Source organism: Candidatus Kinetoplastibacterium galatii TCC219 (genome assembly GCF_000340905.1).
Lineage (GTDB): Bacteria > Pseudomonadota > Gammaproteobacteria > Burkholderiales > Burkholderiaceae_B > Kinetoplastidibacterium > Kinetoplastidibacterium galati.
The window spans coordinates 643912-662054 of the sequence record NC_020284.1 but is presented as its reverse complement, the minus strand read 5'-3'; the positions used below and the strand labels follow the sequence as shown (position 1 = coordinate 662054).

General features: G+C 36.3%; 13 protein-coding genes, 2 tRNA genes and 3 rRNA genes. 10 read left to right on the top strand and 8 right to left on the bottom strand.

Going from position 1 to position 18143, the window contains the following annotated elements:
- Positions 1 to 7: 7 nt before the first annotated feature.
- From ST1E_RS03060 to ST1E_RS03030, 7 genes are all read right to left on the bottom strand, one after another.
- Complete coding sequence (locus tag ST1E_RS03060; RefSeq protein ID WP_015389776.1) at positions 8 to 1594, bottom strand: TAXI family TRAP transporter solute-binding subunit; 1587 nt, start codon at positions 1592 to 1594, stop codon at positions 8 to 10.
- Between the two features lies 1 nt (position 1595).
- Complete coding sequence (gene gltS, locus ST1E_RS03055; protein ID WP_015389775.1) at positions 1596 to 2813, bottom strand: sodium/glutamate symporter; 1218 nt, start codon at positions 2811 to 2813, stop codon at positions 1596 to 1598.
- Between the two features lie 602 nt (positions 2814 to 3415).
- Entirely contained in the window at positions 3416 to 4192 is a 777-nt protein-coding gene (locus ST1E_RS03050) for an alpha/beta fold hydrolase (RefSeq protein WP_235043583.1), read from the bottom strand.
- A gap of 36 nt (positions 4193 to 4228) precedes the next feature.
- Positions 4229 to 4828 (bottom strand): tetratricopeptide repeat protein, encoded by a 600-nt coding sequence (locus ST1E_RS03045; RefSeq protein WP_235043582.1) that lies wholly within the window; start codon positions 4826 to 4828, stop codon positions 4229 to 4231.
- Between the two features lie 66 nt (positions 4829 to 4894).
- Positions 4895 to 5341, bottom strand: coding sequence for an OmpA family protein (locus ST1E_RS03040; protein WP_015389771.1), 447 nt, complete (start codon positions 5339 to 5341; stop codon positions 4895 to 4897).
- 9 nt (positions 5342 to 5350) lie between these two features.
- A complete protein-coding gene (locus ST1E_RS03035) occupies positions 5351 to 6640 on the bottom strand; it encodes a PD40 domain-containing protein (RefSeq protein ID WP_041185976.1) in 1290 nt (429 codons plus the stop codon).
- Between the two features lie 151 nt (positions 6641 to 6791).
- Positions 6792 to 8516 carry a proline--tRNA ligase gene (locus ST1E_RS03030; RefSeq protein WP_015389769.1) on the bottom strand — a complete coding sequence of 575 codons (1725 nt, stop codon included), beginning with the start codon at positions 8514 to 8516 and terminating at the stop codon, positions 6792 to 6794.
- 73 nt (positions 8517 to 8589) lie between these two features.
- On the opposite strand from ST1E_RS03030, the gene ST1E_RS03025 reads away from it, so the two are divergent.
- From ST1E_RS03025 to ST1E_RS03015, 3 genes are all read left to right on the top strand, one after another.
- Positions 8590 to 9060, top strand: coding sequence for an RNA pyrophosphohydrolase (locus tag ST1E_RS03025; protein ID WP_015389768.1), 471 nt, complete (start codon positions 8590 to 8592; stop codon positions 9058 to 9060).
- 106 nt (positions 9061 to 9166) lie between these two features.
- The gene (locus tag ST1E_RS03020) at positions 9167 to 9745 is read left to right on the top strand and encodes a hypothetical protein (RefSeq protein WP_015389767.1); all 579 of its coding nucleotides are present in this window, start codon (positions 9167 to 9169) and stop codon (positions 9743 to 9745) included.
- Positions 9732 to 10028 carry a cell division protein ZapA gene (locus ST1E_RS03015; protein WP_015389766.1) on the top strand — a complete coding sequence of 99 codons (297 nt, stop codon included), beginning with the start codon at positions 9732 to 9734 and terminating at the stop codon, positions 10026 to 10028. Before ST1E_RS03020 ends, ST1E_RS03015 begins: the two co-directional genes overlap by 14 nt.
- Here ST1E_RS03015 and lgt read toward each other — a convergent pair.
- The gene (lgt, locus tag ST1E_RS03010; protein ID WP_015389765.1) at positions 10021 to 10806 is read right to left on the bottom strand and encodes a prolipoprotein diacylglyceryl transferase; all 786 of its coding nucleotides are present in this window, start codon (positions 10804 to 10806) and stop codon (positions 10021 to 10023) included. The genes ST1E_RS03015 and lgt overlap by 8 nt on opposite strands.
- A 392-nt stretch (positions 10807 to 11198) precedes the next feature.
- Between lgt and ST1E_RS03005 the strand changes: the two genes are divergently transcribed.
- From ST1E_RS03005 to pyrC, 7 genes are all read left to right on the top strand, one after another.
- Positions 11199 to 12729: ribosomal RNA gene (locus ST1E_RS03005) — 16S ribosomal RNA — on the top strand.
- Between the two features lie 138 nt (positions 12730 to 12867).
- Positions 12868 to 12944, top strand: a tRNA-Ile gene (locus tag ST1E_RS03000).
- A 31-nt stretch (positions 12945 to 12975) separates the two neighbouring features.
- Positions 12976 to 13051, top strand: a tRNA-Ala gene (locus ST1E_RS02995).
- 221 nt (positions 13052 to 13272) lie between these two features.
- Positions 13273 to 16157, top strand: a 23S ribosomal RNA gene (locus tag ST1E_RS02990).
- A gap of 154 nt (positions 16158 to 16311) precedes the next feature.
- Positions 16312 to 16425 (top strand): 5S ribosomal RNA (gene rrf / locus ST1E_RS02985).
- Together the 16S, 23S and 5S rRNA genes with 2 tRNA genes alongside form the textbook arrangement of a ribosomal RNA operon.
- 212 nt (positions 16426 to 16637) lie before the next feature.
- Positions 16638 to 17030, top strand: a complete 393-nt coding sequence (locus ST1E_RS02980) for a DUF4870 family protein (protein WP_235043581.1) — start codon at positions 16638 to 16640, stop codon at positions 17028 to 17030.
- 41 nt (positions 17031 to 17071) lie between these two features.
- Positions 17072 to 18118 (top strand): dihydroorotase, encoded by a 1047-nt coding sequence (gene pyrC / locus ST1E_RS02975; protein ID WP_015389763.1) that lies wholly within the window; start codon positions 17072 to 17074, stop codon positions 18116 to 18118.
- Positions 18119 to 18143 lie beyond the last annotated feature (25 nt).

The following is an 18143-nucleotide window of genomic DNA, read 5'->3' as shown; positions in this document are numbered from 1 at the left end:
ATGAACTTTACATGGTAGGTGTTACTGATTCGATCCCAGCATCGTCCACCATAGGTTTTTTTGGTAAAATATTCTTTGGTAGAACAGCTCTCGGTAGAGCAGTATGTGCTATTTTCCTTAAAGCTTCAGCAGCTCCTTGGTGCATGGGAACTGTTAGACATATTTTTGATGTTGTGACTGAGACTTGCGCTCCTTGAGTTGATCCTGCCGCTAGTAAGTATTGACCTGCATGATAAATAGCTTTTACCATATTATCAGCTTCATCCATTGTTAATTCTGATGTTGCTAACATTAAGGCTGCTGTTCCAACTGTAGTTATGCGTTTTTGCTGGTTTGAGTATGTGCCTCCAGCAATACTTAGAGATAAAAGGGCTGGGTTGCTTTCAGTTAATTTTTTGACAGCAACTGGATCTAGAGGAATTAGTCTAAGCTTTGATTGAGTCATTTCTGCCCTCAGAGGGCTTGCTGGTATTCCTATTATTTGTGCAGCAGCATCTATCTCGCTATTATTTAGTTGTTGCAGTGCAGTAGTGAATTGTGTATCTATTATTTTATAGTCTTTATGTGCACGTAGCCCATGAGCTGCTAATATTTGTTCAAAAGTAGTCCTGCCACCAGACCCTATCGGCCCAAGTGATATTTTTTTTCCTTTTAAATCTTTTAAGTTTTTTATCAAAGAATCGTTACGTACTACTATATGGGCGAGCTCAGGGTATAAACTACCTAATGTTCTCAATTCTGTAAATGGACCATGTCCTTCGAATGGACCTTTGCCATTATAAGCCATAAGAGCTATATCAGCTGGAGCTAGTGCTATTGTTGCATTGCCATTCCTTAAAAGGTCAATATTTTCAGTGCTTCCACTAGTGATTAATGGTATCATTTTAACATGTTGTTTTTTTGCAATATCAGCCAAAGAATGAGCAAATACTAAATATTCTCCTTTCCCTGGTCCAGCAGCAAAAGGGTATCCATCTTGAAGTCTGGCAAGTCTTCCATTGATTCTTGTTACTGATCTTTCTAGTTCTTGCTGAACGACTTTTTGTGCTGTTTTTGAAGAGGTATAAGGTATAGATGTTGTTATAGTGTTTAAAGTACTCAATAGTCTTTCTGTTGCAGGTTTTTGTATGCCATTTTCCAAAAATAGTCCATCTTCTGCTGTATATCCTGCAGGAGCTACACGTTCCCACGATCCATTATTTTTTCTGTATATTGCACTTGCATGCGCAGTTATTCTATCACCAGCATCATTACCGTGAGATTTAACACCTACAATACTTCTTGGTCCAGCTCCTATCAGAGTAACTAGAGCGGCAGCTCCAGGATGATCCCAAGAACCAAGTTCTATATTCTTAGTTGCCTCTAATATTACATCATAGTAAACAACTCTTCTTTCTTCATTAGAAGGAGATGTGCTGTCTATTGCACTCCCAAGTCTTTTTAAACTTATAATGTTAAATGATCCTGAGCCAAAAGTATTATTCAACCTCTTTTCCAAAGCTAAACGAAGTTTTTCTGAGTCTGGTTGTCTTTCACACGCAGATAACATCACGCACATAAATATTACTAGCATTTTTTTTATAATGTGCGTCATGTTAGACTCCTCCTATAAATGGTAGCGAGATCATCATAGTCAAAACAATAACGTTCATTATATCTACAAGAAAAGCTCCCGTTAGTGGTATAACTATAAATGCCTGTGGTGCATGACCATGTCTATTAGTAATAGCTTGCATATTAGCAATAGCTGTAGCAGTAGTTCCTAATCCAATACCGCAAAAAGCTCCGGACATTACTGTAGCCTCATAATCTCTTTTAAGGGCTTTGAAGACAACTAGGCAACAGTATAAAGAACATACGATAGACTGTATTAATAATATAAATGCTAAAGGACCTGCAAGTTTTGCAGCACTAGCAAGATCCAGTGTCATCATTGTAAAACCAAGGAATAATGACAGCATAACTGTACCTAATATTTCAGTAGCTTTATCATTTAGTTTTAATTTTACAAAGGGGCCAATATTTCTTATTAAAATCCCAATTCCAAGACACCACAGAAAATTTGGTAGACTAACAGTGGTACTGCCTACTAGCTTGGACAAGTATGATCCGCCAGCCAGTGTTATTAATGCGACACATAAAGATGTAATGAAATCAGAGGATTCTGCAATAGGCTTCACATCGATAAAATCCTTTTTAGGTAAACTATCACCCCTATTATGTTCTCCGCTTTCAAATGGAGTAGTAATTTTATGTCTTTTTATTAACCATTCTGAAATAGGGCCACCAAGAACCCCACCAAAAACTAATCCTATTGTTGCTGATGTCATAGCCAAAGCTGTGATATTTTGTATATTATTTATATCAGCAAAACGTGCTGCGTAGGCTGCTCCCGTTCCATGACCACCAACCAATGTTATTGTCCCACCTATTAATCCCATAAGAGGATGCATATCTAGCAGATATGCTAGACTGAGACCAACTATATTCTGTAAAAACAGAAATGGTACAAGAACCAATAGTAAGGCTATTAGCCGTGATCCTCCTCTTGCAAGCAATTTTAAGTCGGCTGTTAATCCTATGCATCCAAAAAAAAGCAATAAAAAAGTAGGTTTAATTGTTGTTTCAAGGTAGATTTGAATACCACCAAATGCCGCTAGAGCTTGCGTTATTATTGCGAAAATAAGACCGCCAACAATAGAATCAGGAACGCTATAGCGAGCCAGAAAGCTAACTTTTTTTGTTAAAAAACGCCCGCCCAATAAAACCAAACAGCAGGCAAGTAGTGATTGTGTTAATGAAAGCGAAATCATGCGAGCCTTTATTATCTTATGTCCAAATGGGACCAGAAGCTATATTCAAAATAATCGTACTGTAAGCATAACAATACTTTTTGTAAACAAGTTCAATATTTCGATAAAGACATTTTTCCATTTTAATGATCTTTCTCTTTTTGGCCATATATCCATATATAAATGGGGCAATTAACTAAATTTGCTGTTATGCAGCACACTATTTCAGTATTAGAGAATCCGTTGTGAGTGGAGTATATCATTTCAGCTTTGTATTGTTCAGATATTGTCTATTACCTATAAATTTAATAATCCTAGAAGCCAAAGCTTATATGAAAACTTATCATATATGCAACAGTAAAATACTAGTATCAATGGCTTCTTACTATAAATTCAGTATGATTATATATCATTAGTTATTTTTTCTATAATTAAATAAAAAACTGCTTATTTAGATAATTACAACATGTATCTCTTTAGATGTAGAATATGTAATATAGTTTTGTAAGTGATTTTTACATTTGAATTTGCTATCTTTTCGCAAAAGAGACTATCTAAATTAGTTGTAAATTAGCAAATCATCATTATTTTTTGTGAAAATTGTTTTTTATGCTTCTAGGGAGTTATATACAGATAAAATCAGAAACTGTTTTGTTAAAAAATACAGGATTGCCTAGATTCATGCCATGAGAAGACCCCTTAACTATTACCTTAAGGCTTTGTGGTATCAATTTGTGTAATATGTTTATAATACTTGGATATGGCTCTGGACTTAACTCACCTCCAATTAGTAATGTAGGCACATATATATTTTTGATTTCATGATTTGTTAAAGATAACATCTTTTCTAAGGATTGGCCTATTATGGTATATGCGTTATCACGTGCCATTTCTTTAAACCATTGAACCATTTTTCGCCAGGTTCCAGGACCACTAACTTTATCAATGAATAATTCTAAGCCATCATCAATATTATTTTTACCTACAAGTTCAGCAGCACATATCCTAAAATTATTTTTTTGATCATTTAGGTCTGGTAGGATTATTCCTCCAGGGTCAGCTAATATTAGCTTATTTATAAGTTCTGGCATATTAACTGCTACATTTATAGATACTGCAGCTCCTCTTGAGTGTCCTAATATGTTTACAGGTTTTTTTATTACTTCTTTTATGAATCTCATGACATCTAATGTATGCTGATTCAAAGAGAACTCGCTATTATTTGAATCAAAATCATTTGGCCAATAATGTCTAAGACATAATGCAAAAACCTCATTATTCATACATAAAGAATCTATTTGTTTTTTCCAATACCTACCATCACATAAAGAACCATGAATCAACAATAAAGGTTTTCCATTGCCTTTATTTATATAGTGGAAATTATATTGATCCAACATAACAGTTTTCATTTTTGTTGACTTCGTAATCATTTGTTATTTAATCATATTGAATAGTTTTTGTGCTGTTCCATATATATCTGAGTTCTTGTGATTTTTTAATATAATTTTCAATGTTTTTATTGCCTCAGAGATGTTATTGAGAGCTATTTGATTCTCAGAAATTAATAATAACGCTTCAGGAATATGTTCACTATCAGGTTTCTCTTTAATGAAAATGATCAATTGATCTATTGATTCTTTAAATTTACTTAGTTTGTAGTTGCATTTCCCATAATAGAATCTTGCGCACGGTATTAAGCTACTGTTAGTATAGAGATCGATAAAACTAGATAAATGATTTTTAGCTTCTGTATATTTATGATCATTGAACATTTTTATAGACAAGTCGTAAAGCTCTTTTTCTTTTAAATTAGATTCATCTTTCTGTAATTTTTTAGTATGGAATGATTGTTTGTTTAATAAAGGATTATTTGCTATAAGCTCTATCTGATCCCGAATAATATATATCTCATTTTGCAGGCTCACAATATAGTTATGTAACTGCAACTCTGATTTTTTTATATTATCAATCTGTTTTTGTAAATCTATTTCATAAGGACTTGGTTCATTTTTAGCACTTGTTGTTGATATCATACATCCATATATTACAAATGCTATTATTAGTGTACGTGTATATGATAAATAATGTAGTGTCATTTATTAGTTTAGAGTTATTATGTCAACGCGACGATTTTTAGCTAGATCATTATCGAGATTATCCTGTGATCTATGAAATTTTTCTTTTCCAAAGCTTACGAATTCTATTTGGTTATCGGCAACACCCAATATTTTCATGATTTCATAAACAGAGTTTACTCTTCTTTGACCAAGAGCAATGTTATACTCAGAGCTCCCATTTATATCAGCATATCCATTTAGTATTACTTTTATATTACGATTTTTTGATAAAGAAAGAGCTATATCTTCAATGATACTAGAGTAATGGTTACTTACATAACAGCTATTACTATCAAAAAATATTGATATATTGTCAATTTTTTTAATTCTATTTTCTCTGTCTCCTGTAATAAGGTTATTTGTTGTTAGACTACAAGCTGTTAATGTTAAAGTTATAAAAAAAAGCAAAATTATAAATATTCTCTTCATCCTATATCGCTACTCTATGAATGGTCCCCATGCAATTTCCATAATATTAGAATCTGTATCAGAGTATATTCTATTATTAGATCCATCAATTAAGTTTATTTTTTCTATTGTTCTGCAATTATTTCTATTCGATATATATATAATCTCATTACTGCTTGGAGAGAAACAAGGGGAGGAATCATTATCACCATCAGTTATAACCACTTCTGTATTTGATATCAAATTAAGGCAGGCAATCTGAAATCTGTCATCTTTGCTTTTTACATACAATAATTTTGAAGAGTCCGGAGAGATTTTAGGAGATCCATTATATTCTCCATTAAATGTAATTCTTCTTACTTTTAGTCCATTAATATCAGATCTATAAATTTGATACGTACCACTTCTATCGCTATTAAAGATTATATCTTTACCATTTTTTGTAAAAATTGCTTCTGTGTCAGAGCTATGAGAACTTATGAATGGATGTATATTTTTGTTACTTACATCTATTATGTATATTTGAGGTAGTCCATTCTTTGTTAGTGTGGCAGATATTTTTAAGCCGTCAGGAGACCATGCAGGTGAGCTGTTAGATCCATTGTAATCTGCTATGAGTTTTCTTTCTCCTGTTGATATATTGTGTATATATATAGCTGGTCTACCTGACTCAAAACTAGAATATGCTATTCTAGAGCCATCAGGAGACCATGACAAAGAAATTATAGGTTCTTTGGATCTGAGAGCTACTTGTTTATTTCTGTAATTATAATCAGCTATTATTATCTCAAAAATATCAGTCTCGTTCTCATTCTTGTGTAAGATAGAAGCTATCTTGGTAGAAAACACTCCTCTTTCACCAGTTATTTTTCTAAAAACACGATCTGATATTAGATGTGCAATATTACTAATTTCTACTTTAGATCCAGAAAATGAAACATTGTCTATTGTTATTTTATTAATTAAATCAAAAAGTTGGTAATTTATATTATATATGCCATCACATTCTTGATTTATTTCTCCACTTATGACATGACTGATGTTGTCAGTGCCTATCTTTTTCTTACTTTCTTTAAACTCATGTAGTATTTTGAATTTGTTACTAGATATAAGGTCTTTGTTAATTATCTCTTTTATGAAAAATCCTACCTCGGATATTCCATTAAAGTCACTTATTGTTACATTGTACTTTCCAGTTTCTATGGTTTTTGCATGTGCTGTATAGGAGCACTGAAATAAATAGATAAATATAAATAATAATAAAAGAAACTTATCTATGTATTTAAGAAATTTATGAATATTGGGTTCACTGTCAATCATTTTCATCTCTATTTGCTTTAATCAGAAACAATACTTTGCAAAGTATTATTTTGATTAAAGTTCTTTGCATATTTATTGCACGTCGTACAATGATTTTATAATAATTTCTATTATTTATATTGCTTGCTCATATCTGTAAAAGATTATTATGTCATAGATCATTTAGAATTCTTTTCACTGTCTCAATTAGATTTGCTATCTGTGTTTTAATTTTTTGGTTTGTTTTTCTAATTTTTATCTCCACAGTTTCATTTTTTATATCATCTTCGGTTATTATTATTTGTATTGGTATACCTATAAGATCCCATTCTGCGAACATTATCCCAGGTCTTTTATCTCTATCGTCTAAGATCACATCTATATTGGATTTTTTTATTAATTCATATATTTTTATAGCTGTTTCTTGTACTCTAATTTTACTTATATAACCAATCGGGCATATTGCTATTTCAAAAGGAGATATGGATTTTGGCCATATAATTCCATTCTCATCATTGTTTTGTTCTATCGCAGCTCCTATAATTCGTGTAATACCTATGCCATAACAACCCATCTGGGTAATATTAGATTTTCCTTCTTTATTTAAAAAAGAAACGTTTAGTGCGGTTGAATATTTTGTTCCTAAGAAGAAAACATGTCCAACTTCAATTCCTTTTTGAAAGGATAGAATACCTTTGCCATTAGGGCTAGTATCTCCTGTCGAAACATTTCTAATGTCACAGATTATATCTGGTTCTTTTAGGTCTCTAGACCAATTAACTCCTATATAATGCATGTTCTCTATATTTGCACCACATATAAAATCACTCATATTTGCTACTGTTCTGTCTGCAACTATGATTATTGATTTGTTTATATCAATAGGACCTAAGAATCCTGGTTTACAATTGAAATAATTAAAAATTTCTTCTTCCGTTGCCAGACGAAATTTACTTAACCCTTTAATTTTTTTTACCTTTATCTCATTTAATGTATGATCTCCACGTATTAAAAGCAGATAAAGTTGATTATTTTCAGATTCTGTTGTTATAACTATAGACTTTACGGTCTTGCAAATTGGTTTTTTTAGATATTCTGATACTTTTTTGCATGTGTTGGTATCTATTGTTTGAACAAGTTCCATTTTTTGCGCTGGCTGACATCTTTCCAATATAAGGCATGGAGCTTCTGCTAATTCGGTATTAGAAGCATAATCAGAGTTCTTATCATACACTATTGTATCTTCGCCTGTTTCTGCTATAACATGAAACTCGTGACTTCTGTTGCCTCCTATTGATCCTGTGTCTGCCATTACTGCACGGAATTCTAGTCCTATTCTGTTAAATATTCTTGAATAGGTGTTAAACATAATATCGTAGCTAATTAAGGCGCTTTCTTCATCTATATCAAAAGAATATGCATCCTTCATAATAAATTCTCTACTTCTCATTAATCCAAAACGAGGCCTAATTTCGTCGCGAAATTTAGTTTGTATGTGATAAAAAATTAAAGGCATTTGCTTATAACTGTGTATTTCATTTCTGGCTATTTCAGAAATAACTTCTTCCGAAGTTGGTTGCACAACAAAGTCGCGTCCGTTTCTATCTTTAAATCTCAGTAGTTCTGGACCATACTCTTTTATTCTCCCCGATTTTTGCCAGAGTTCTGCTGGTTGAATAATAGGCATTAGCAATTCTATTGATCCTGATCTGTTCATTTCTTCTCTAACGATTGACTCAATTTTGCGTAACACTCTTAGGCCTAATGGCATATGTGTATATATTCCTCCAGATATTTTTCTAATCATTCCCGCTCTTATCATAAGTTTATGACTCGTTATTTCTGCTTCTGAAGGAGCTTCTTTTAGTGTAAAGATGTGGTATTTAGTAGCATGCATATTTATAAGATTTTTAAAATAATATTAAAATGTTATTCTAATTGGAATAAATTTAATTTGGTAGATCATCATCATGCTTGATAATGAAGGTTATCGTTCTAATGTTGGCATTATTATTGTTAACTGTCGAAATGAGGTTTTTCTTGGAAAAAGAATAAAAGAGAATGCTTGGCAATTTCCACAAGGTGGAGTTAAATACGGAGAATGTCTCGAAGAAGCTATGTACCGTGAGCTTTATGAGGAAGTTGGGCTAAAGCCAGAGCATGTTAAGATAATAGGGAGAACTAAAGGATGGCTACATTATAATGTTCCTAGTAATTTTGTTCGCAAGGAAAGTAGGAGTCAATATAAAGGTCAGAAGCAAATATGGTTTTTATTGAGGTTAGTTGGTAGTGATAGTGATGTTTGTCTGTATGCAACACCTAGCCCGGAGTTTGATGCATGGAAGTGGAGTCATTATTGGGTTCCGTTGGAGGATATAATAGAGTTTAAAAGATCTGTTTATGAGCAAGCTCTTATTGAATTATCATCAATCTTATTTTAGATTTTGAGAAAAATAAGCATGATGCTAATTTAAAATTAATTGCAATTTTTATATTAAGCAACGAGAATAGAATGATTATTAACTAATAAGATTAGAGATATTAGATATGTTGAGTGAAATAGATAACCTTATTTTTCGTGTTAATGGTTTAATAGATAGATTTAAAGAGATTAGATCTGATAATATTAATCTTTTAGAGCAATTAAATAGGTGCCATGCAGAAATCTCTAATATGGAAGAGGTTAATGGAAAAAAAGAATTAGATGTTATTTATTGGAAAGATAAATTTGTTGATCTAGAGAAGAGCACTATAGAAAGAGATAAAAGATATGATTCTGAAATTTCTATTTTAAAAGAAGAATGTGAGAAACAGAATTTGGAAGTTATATACTGGAAGAACAAATCTATTGATTTTGAAAATAGAGCCATTTCTTTGATTTCTGAGAAAGATGCTATAGAGAATATACTTAATAACAAACTACAAGCTCAAGAGAAAGATTATAAAGAGAAAGAAGAGCTCATGAGACATGATGAGCATAAATTAAGGGATATGTTGTTATCACAGGAATCAAAGATTTCTAGCATGAGAAATAGTGTGCAGTCAGCAATTAATCGTTTGGGTGAGTTGGCTAATAAATTACCAGGTGTGTTTTCAGTTGAGGATGATATTAATGGAGCGTCTTGAAGTTAAAATTATTGGTAAGGAATATTCTCTAGCTTGTTCTAGTGAAGAAAAGTCTAGTCTTGTTTCTGCTGTTGATTATGTTAATGAATTGGCCAGTCGCATACAATATTCAGGAAAAACATATACAACTGAGATGTTGGCTACAATGGTCTCTTTGCAATTAGCTAGCGATTTATTATCAATGAGAATTTCCGACAATTTTGGCAATTCGGATAGTGTCTCTTTTAAAGATATGAAAGACAAAATAGAAAATATATCTGCTCTAATAGATGAAGTTATTTAGCACTTAACCGCATTAGTACAACACCAAAAAATATTGTTAATACAGATAAAATCTGTCCCATACTCAGGTTTATGAATACTGTCCCCAGGAAATAATCAGGTTCTCTCCATAATTCCGCTATGTATCTTAATAGACCATATGTTATCAGAAAAACAGAGCTTATCATTCCTGTTCTTCTAGTTTTTTTGGAAAAAATATACATTACAATAAAGAGTACTGGTCCTTCTAGTATTGATTCATATATCTGTGATGGATGACGAACTAAATCATCACATGTTTCATCAAAAATAATACCAAAAAATAGATCTGTGGGATAACCCCATAATTCTCCATTTATAAAATTTCCTATTCTTCCCATACCGATAGCAGGTGGAACTATCGTAGATATAAAATCAGTTATCACTAAAAATGAATAATTGTTGTATTTTGCATACACAAATAAGGAAATAATCGCTCCAATTAGCCCGCCATGAAATGACATACCTCCTTCCCATAAATGAAAAATCTCTATTGGATAATTTAAGAAGTAAATTGGTCTGTATATAATTACATAACCTAATCTTCCTCCAATTATAGCTCCTAGCATTCCATATAAAAGCAAGTCTTCTAGGTTGTTTATTTTTTTTCTATCATTCAAATTATTTTTTAATTTTATTTGTCCTAAGATATAAACCATTAAAATACCTGCCAAGTAGGTAATACCATACCAATGTATACTAAAATCTCCTATTTGGATTGCTATTGGGTTTATGTTTAGGTCTGAGTATTTTATAGCCATATGCTTGCTAATTTAAAATATGAATTTTTATTGATTAAAATAATTTATGCCATTATTAACCCATTAGTTCTAATTATGAATTATTTATAATTTTAAAATTTTAGACAACAAAAAAATATTGACATTTTTCTTATTAAGAGCGAGAATTCTTTTTCTGCAACTGATAAGTAATTAATTGTCAGGACTATGCTCTTTAACAACAAACAATCGATAATTGTGGGTACTTGATGCTAGTTTTAGAATGTAAGATTTTACATTTAGCTAATTAGATAAAAGTACTCAATAATGTACATGGTTTTAGAGAAATACTCTAAGACCCCGTTCATTTTTTGGGTAGCGACGTATTCTAAGTCTAAATCAGACTTAAATTACGTATAAAAAATACAGAGATTAAACTGAAGAGTTTGATCCTGGCTCAGATTGAACGCTAGCGGAATGCTTTACACATGCAAGTCGAACGGCAGCACAGATTTCGGTCTGGTGGCGAGTGGCGGACGGGTGAGTAATATATCGGAACGTGCCCAATAGTGGGGGATAACTACGCGAAAGCGTAGCTAATACCGCATATTCCTTAAGAGGGAAAGTGGGGGATCTTCGGACCTCACGCTATTGGATCGGCCGATATCGGATTAGCTAGTTGGTGAGGTAATGGCCCACCAAGGCAACGATCCGTAGCTGGTCTGAGAGGACGACCAGCCACACTGGGACTGAGACACGGCCCAGACTCCTACGGGAGGCAGCAGTGGGGAATTTTGGACAATGGGGGAAACCCTGATCCAGCCATTCCGCGTGTGCGATGAAGGCCTTAGGGTTGTAAAGCACTTTTGGCAGGGAAGAAACAGTGTTGGATAATACCCAACATGAATGACGGTACCTGCAGAATAAGCACCGGCTAACTACGTGCCAGCAGCCGCGGTAATACGTAGGGTGCAAGCGTTAATCGGAATTACTGGGCGTAAAGAGTGCGCAGGCGGTTCGGAAAGAAGGATGTGAAATCCCAGGGCTTAACCTTGGAACTGCATTTTTAACTACCGAACTAGAGTGTATCAGAGGGAGGTGGAATTCCGCATGTAGCAGTGAAATGCGTAGATATGCGGAGGAACACCGATGGCGAAGGCAGCCTCCTGGGATAACACTGACGCTCATGCACGAAAGCGTGGGGAGCAAACAGGATTAGATACCCTGGTAGTCCACGCCCTAAACGATGTCAACTAGCTGTTGGGACCTTCGGGTCTTAGTGGCGCAGCTAACGCGTGAAGTTGACCGCCTGGGGAGTACGGTCGCAAGATTAAAACTCAAAGGAATTGACGGGGACCCGCACAAGCGGTGGATGATGTGGATTAATTCGATGCAACGCGAAAAACCTTACCTACCCTTGACATGTCTAGAATCCTGAAGAGATTTAGGAGTGCTTGAAAAAGAACTAGAACACAGGTGCTGCATGGCTGTCGTCAGCTCGTGTCGTGAGATGTTGGGTTAAGTCCCGCAACGAGCGCAACCCTTGTCATTAGTTGCTACGAAAGGGCACTCTAATGAAACTGCCGGTGACAAACCGGAGGAAGGTGGGGATGATGTCAAGTCCTCATGGCCCTTATGGGTAGGGCTTCACACGTCATACAATGGTCGGGACAGAGGGTCGCCAACCCGCGAGGGGGAGCTAATCCCAGAAACCCGATCGTAGTCCGGATCGTAGTCTGCAACTCGACTACGTGAAGTCGGAATCGCTAGTAATCGCGGATCAGCATGCTGCGGTGAATACGTTCTCGGGTCTTGTACACACCGCCCGTCACACCATGGGAGTGGGTTTTACCAGAAGTAGTTAGCCTAACCGAAAGGAGGGCGATTACCACGGTAGGATTCATGACTGGGGTGAAGTCGTAACAAGGTAGCCGTATCGGAAGGTGCGGCTGGATCACCTCCTTTAAGAGCATTAAAACTAAGTATTAAGTATCCACAATTATCGGTTGTTAAAATAGCTGTGATTGTTAGTAAGCGCTGGTTATGACAGATTATCTATTGATTTTATATTGCATTGTATATAGTGTGATCAGTAATAGGTATGGGTCTGTAGCTCAGCTGGTTAGAGCACCGTCTTGATAAGGCGGGGGTCGTTGGTTCAAGTCCAACTAGACCCACCATAAATGTTTGGGCAAAACCTTTCGATACTTTGGGGGTGTAGCTCAGTTGGGAGAGCGCCTGCTTTGCAAGCAGGAGGTCATCGGTTCGATCCCGTTCACCTCCACCACACACAGAGTTTAAATCTTATACATAGGCATTTAAGTATAAGATTTAAGCTTTATTAAATAAGCTATTTGTTCTTTAAAAATCTAGAAGAAGCACAACGAAAGATGTTCTATTTTAATTAATAGACATAGGGTTGTGATTGCAAAAAAGTTCCAAGTTTAATTGGAATATTCATAAACATTTAAATAAAGTCAATTATCTATATAGCCTTTAGTGTTATAGGATCAAGTTACTAAGTGCATATGGTGGATGCCTTGGCGATCACAGGCGAAGAAGGACGTAGTATCCTGCGAAAAGCTGCGGGGAGCTGGAAAACAAGCTGTAATCCGCAGATATCCGAATGGGGAAACCCACTCCTTTAAAGGAGTATCACTGACTGAATACATAGGTCAGTAGAAGCGAACCGGGTGAACTGAAACATCTCAGTAACTCGAGGAAAAGAAATCAACCGAGATTCCGAAAGTAGTGGCGAGCGAAATTGGATCAGCCTTTACGTTTTAGCATTATTGATAGTCGAAAGAGATGGAAATCTCTGCCATAGTAGGTGATAGCCCTGTAGACGAAATCTTTGATGTGGAACTAAGCGTAAGAAAAGTAGGGCGGGACACGTGAAATCCTGTCTGAATATGGGGGGACCATCCTCCAAGGCTAAATACTCGTGATCGACCGATAGTGAACCAGTACCGTGAGGGAAAGGCGAAAAGAACCCCGGAAGGGGAGTGAAATAGATCCTGAAACCGTATGCATACAAACAGTAGGAGCGGACTTGTTCCGTGACTGCGTACCTTTTGTATAATGGGTCAGCGACTTACATTCAGTGGCAAGCTTAACTAAATAAGGGAGGCGTAGCGAAAGCGAGTCCGAATAGGGCGATATAGTCGCTGGGTGTAGACCCGAAACCAGATGATCTATCCATGGCCAGGTTGAAGGCACGGTAACACGTGCTGGAGGACCGAACCCACTAATGTTGAAAAATTAGGGGATGAGCTGTGGATAGGGGTGAAAGGCTAAACAAATCTGGAAATAGCTGGTTCTCTCCGAAAACTATTTAGGTAGTGCCTCACGTATTACTGTATGGGGTAGAGCACTGTTATAGCTAGGGGGTCATGGCGACTTACCAAACTATGGCAAACTCCGAATACGTACAAGTACAGCGTGGGAGACAGAGCACCGGGTGCTAACGTCCGGACTCGAAAGGGAAACAACCCAGACCGCCAGCTAAGGTCCCGAATTATCGCTAAGTGGGAAACGAAGTGGGAAGGCATAGACAGTCAGGAGGTTGGCTTAGAAGCAGCCATCCTTTAAAGAAAGCGTAATAGCTCACTGATCGAGTCGTCCTGCGCGGAAGATGTAACGGGGCTAAGCGATAAACCGAAGCTGCGGGCGTATATTTTAATATACGCGGTAGGAGAGCGTTCTGTAAGCCTGCGAAGGTGTCTTGTAAAGGATGCTGGAGGTATCAGAAGTGCGAATGCTGACATGAGTAGCGATAAAGGAGGTGAAAAGCCTCCTCGCCGTAAGTCCAAGGTTTCCTGCGCAACGTTCATCGGCGCAGGGTGAGTCGGCCCCTAAGGTGAGGCAGAGATGCGTAACTGATGGGAAACTGGTTAATATTCCAGTACCATTGTACAGTGCGATGGGGGGACGGATTGCAGAAAATCATCAGGGTGTTGGATATCCCTGTTGCTACATTATAGATGGTAATTAGGAAAATCCGGTTACATGATTCAAGGGTGTGGCACGAGCAAACATGTTTTGCGAAGTGATTGGAAGTAGTTCCAAGAAAAGCCTCTAAGCTTCAGCTGTACAAGACCGTACCGCAAACCGACACAGGTGGACGGGATGAATATTCTTAGGCGCTTGAGAGAACTCAGGAGAAGGAACTCGGCAAATTAATACCGTAACTTCGGGAGAAGGTATGCCTCATTATTGTGATGAACTTGCGTTCAAAGCATGAAGAGGTCGCAGATAATCGGTGGCTGCGACTGTTTATTAAAAACATAGCACTCTGCAAAGACGAAAGTCGACGTATAGGGTGTGACGCCTGCCCGGTGCCGGAAGGTTAATTGATGGGGTGCAAGCTCTTGATCGAAGCCCCGGTAAACGGCGGCCGTAACTATAACGGTCCTAAGGTAGCGAAATTCCTTGTCGGGTAAGTTCCGACCTGCACGAATGGCGTAACGATGGCCACACTGTCTCCTCCTGAGACTCAGCGAAGTTGAAATGTTTGTGATGATGCAATCTACCCGCGGCTAGACGGAAAGACCCCATGAACCTTTACTGTAGCTTTGCATTGAATTGTGAATAATCTTGTGTAGGATAGGTGGGAGGCTTTGAAGCATGACCGTTAGGTTGTGTGGAGCCATCCTTGAAATACCACCCTGGATTGTTTGCGATTCTAACCTTGATCCGTTATCCGGATTTGGAACAGTGCATGGTGGGCAGTTTGACTGGGGCGGTCTCCTCCTAAAGAGTAACGGAGGAGTTCTAAGGTACGCTAGGCACGGTCGGAAATCGTGCTGTTAGTGCAATGGCATAAGCGTGCTTAACTGTGAGACTGACACGTCGAACAGATGCGAAAGCAGGACATAGTGATCCGGTGGTTCTGAATGGAAGGGCCATCGCTCAACGGATAAAAGGTACTCTGGGGATAACAGGCTGATACCGCCCAAGAGTTCATATCGACGGCGGTGTTTGGCACCTCGATGTCGGCTCATCTCATCCTGGGGCTGTAGTAGGTCCCAAGGGTATGGCTGTTCGCCATTTAAAGAGGTACGTGAGCTGGGTTTAAAACGTCGTGAGACAGTTTGGTCCCTATCTGCCGTGGGCGTTGGATACTTGACAGAGCCTGCTCCTAGTACGAGAGGACCGGAGTGGACGTACCTCTGGTGTACCGGTTGTCATGCCAATGGCATAGCCGGGTAGCTAAGTACGGAAGAGATAACCGCTGAAAGCATCTAAGCGGGAAACTCGTCTGAAGATTAGGTATCCCGGGGACTTAGATCCCCCTAAAGGGTCGTTCAAGACCAGGACGTTGATAGGTCGGGTGTGTAAGTACAGTAATGTATTAAGCTAACCGATACTAATTGCCCGTGAGGCTTGATCCTATAACACTGCAGGTTGTTATAGGCTGAAATTGATTTTATTTTATAAAATGATTATGATAATGCTTTGCAAAAGATACACAATCATCATCTGTTTGTTAAAATGCTTCTTCTTAGATTATTTGTAGTGAAATTAAATCACTAAGTTCAGGTTTTGCCTGACGACCATAGCAAGGTGGTTCCACTCCTTCCCATCTCGAACAGGACAGTTAAATGCCTTTGCGCCGATGATAGTAGACATCTCGTCTGCGAAAGTAGGTTATCGTCAGGCTTCTAGAAAATTGAGTTCCTTCACATAATATTTTATGTGGAGGAATATCAGTATCAATTATATAGTCTGGCAAAGCTTATAGCTAGACTATGTATCTCATTCCAAATATCATGAGTTCGTTCCGGTAGCTCTATTCCTTTTGTTATTAAATCACGTAGTATTTAATTATTTTCTTGTAATATATTAATATGGAGTGTATTTTTAGAACTTGAATGATAATTTCATGGAGAGCAGGTATTATGAGTGATTCTAATTTTCCTTCACCTAAATTCAATTTTGATGACCTTACGCTAACTTATATTGTTTATATATTATTTTCTATAGGTTTTTTATCATCTGGAGTCTTCTGGCCAATGTCTTTGGCATCAATAATCATAATCTACCAGAAAAAAAATGATTTTGGGGGAACAATATATTCAGCTCACTTCGATTGGATATTAAACACTTTCTGGCTATCCCTGTTGCTATTAACTATCAGTATTGTTTTAACATTTATTTATATCGGTTACATTGGTATATTGCTAACGTTTAGTTGGGTTATTTATAGACTAATAAGAGGAATGCTATGTCTTAGAGAGAATAAATCTCCATATGTTGATGCATAACTTTCTTTAACTTTATAATGAAAATCAATTAAATAAAATAAATGAGCAAATCTATTACTATCGTTATGCCAGATGACATGCATTTGCATTTACGTCATTCTGATATGTTGGACTTCGTACTTCGTGATACTGTCAAGCAATTCGCCAGAGCAATTATTATGCCAAATCTGAGTGTTCCTATTATTAATACTAAGCTTGCAGTTGCTTATAGAGATAGTATTCTTAATTCTCTAGGAAAAATCAGAGGAGATTTGAGATGTTTTGAGCCCCTAATGACTTTATATTTAACAGACACAACAACTACTGACGAAATCTTAATGGCAAAAGAATCTGGTGTAGTATTCGCAGTTAAATTATATCCTAATTCTGCAACAACTAATTCTCATGCAGGTGTAGTTGATTTATTTAAAAACTGCTCTAAAGTTTTGGATACTCTTCAGAGAATTAAAATGCCACTATTAATTCATGCTGAAGTATCTGATCACAGAGTTGATATTTTTGATAGAGAATCAGTTTACATAGATAAAGTTATAATTCCTTTGAGAGAAAAATTTCCAGAATTAAAAATTGTTATAGAACATGTTTCCACTAAAGAAGGTGTTGATTATGTGTACTCATCTCCAGAGTATACTGCTGCAACAATAACTCCACAGCATATGCTATATAATAGAAACATAATTTTTTCAGGAGGATTGAGACCACATTATTATTGTTTACCTATATTAAAGAGTGAACTGCATAGAGAATATCTAGTTAAGGCAGCTACAAGTGGTGATAAAAGATTTTTCCTTGGAACAGATAGCGCTCCTCATGACGTCAAGTCTAAAGAAAATAATTGTGGTTGTGCTGGTTGTTACAGTTCTTATAATGCAATTTCTTTATATATGAAAATCTTTGAAGATGTTGGGTGCATATCTAATTTAGAGAAATTTGCTAGTTTTCATGGAGCTGATTTCTATAATTTGCCTAGAAATAAGCAAACTTTGACCATTTATCGCAATGAAAATATAGTTCCTGATAAAATATCGTTTAAGAATTTAAATATAGTACCACTTGCATATGGAGAAACTCTACAGTGGAGCATATAAAATTCTTTTCTTAAAAAATCTATAA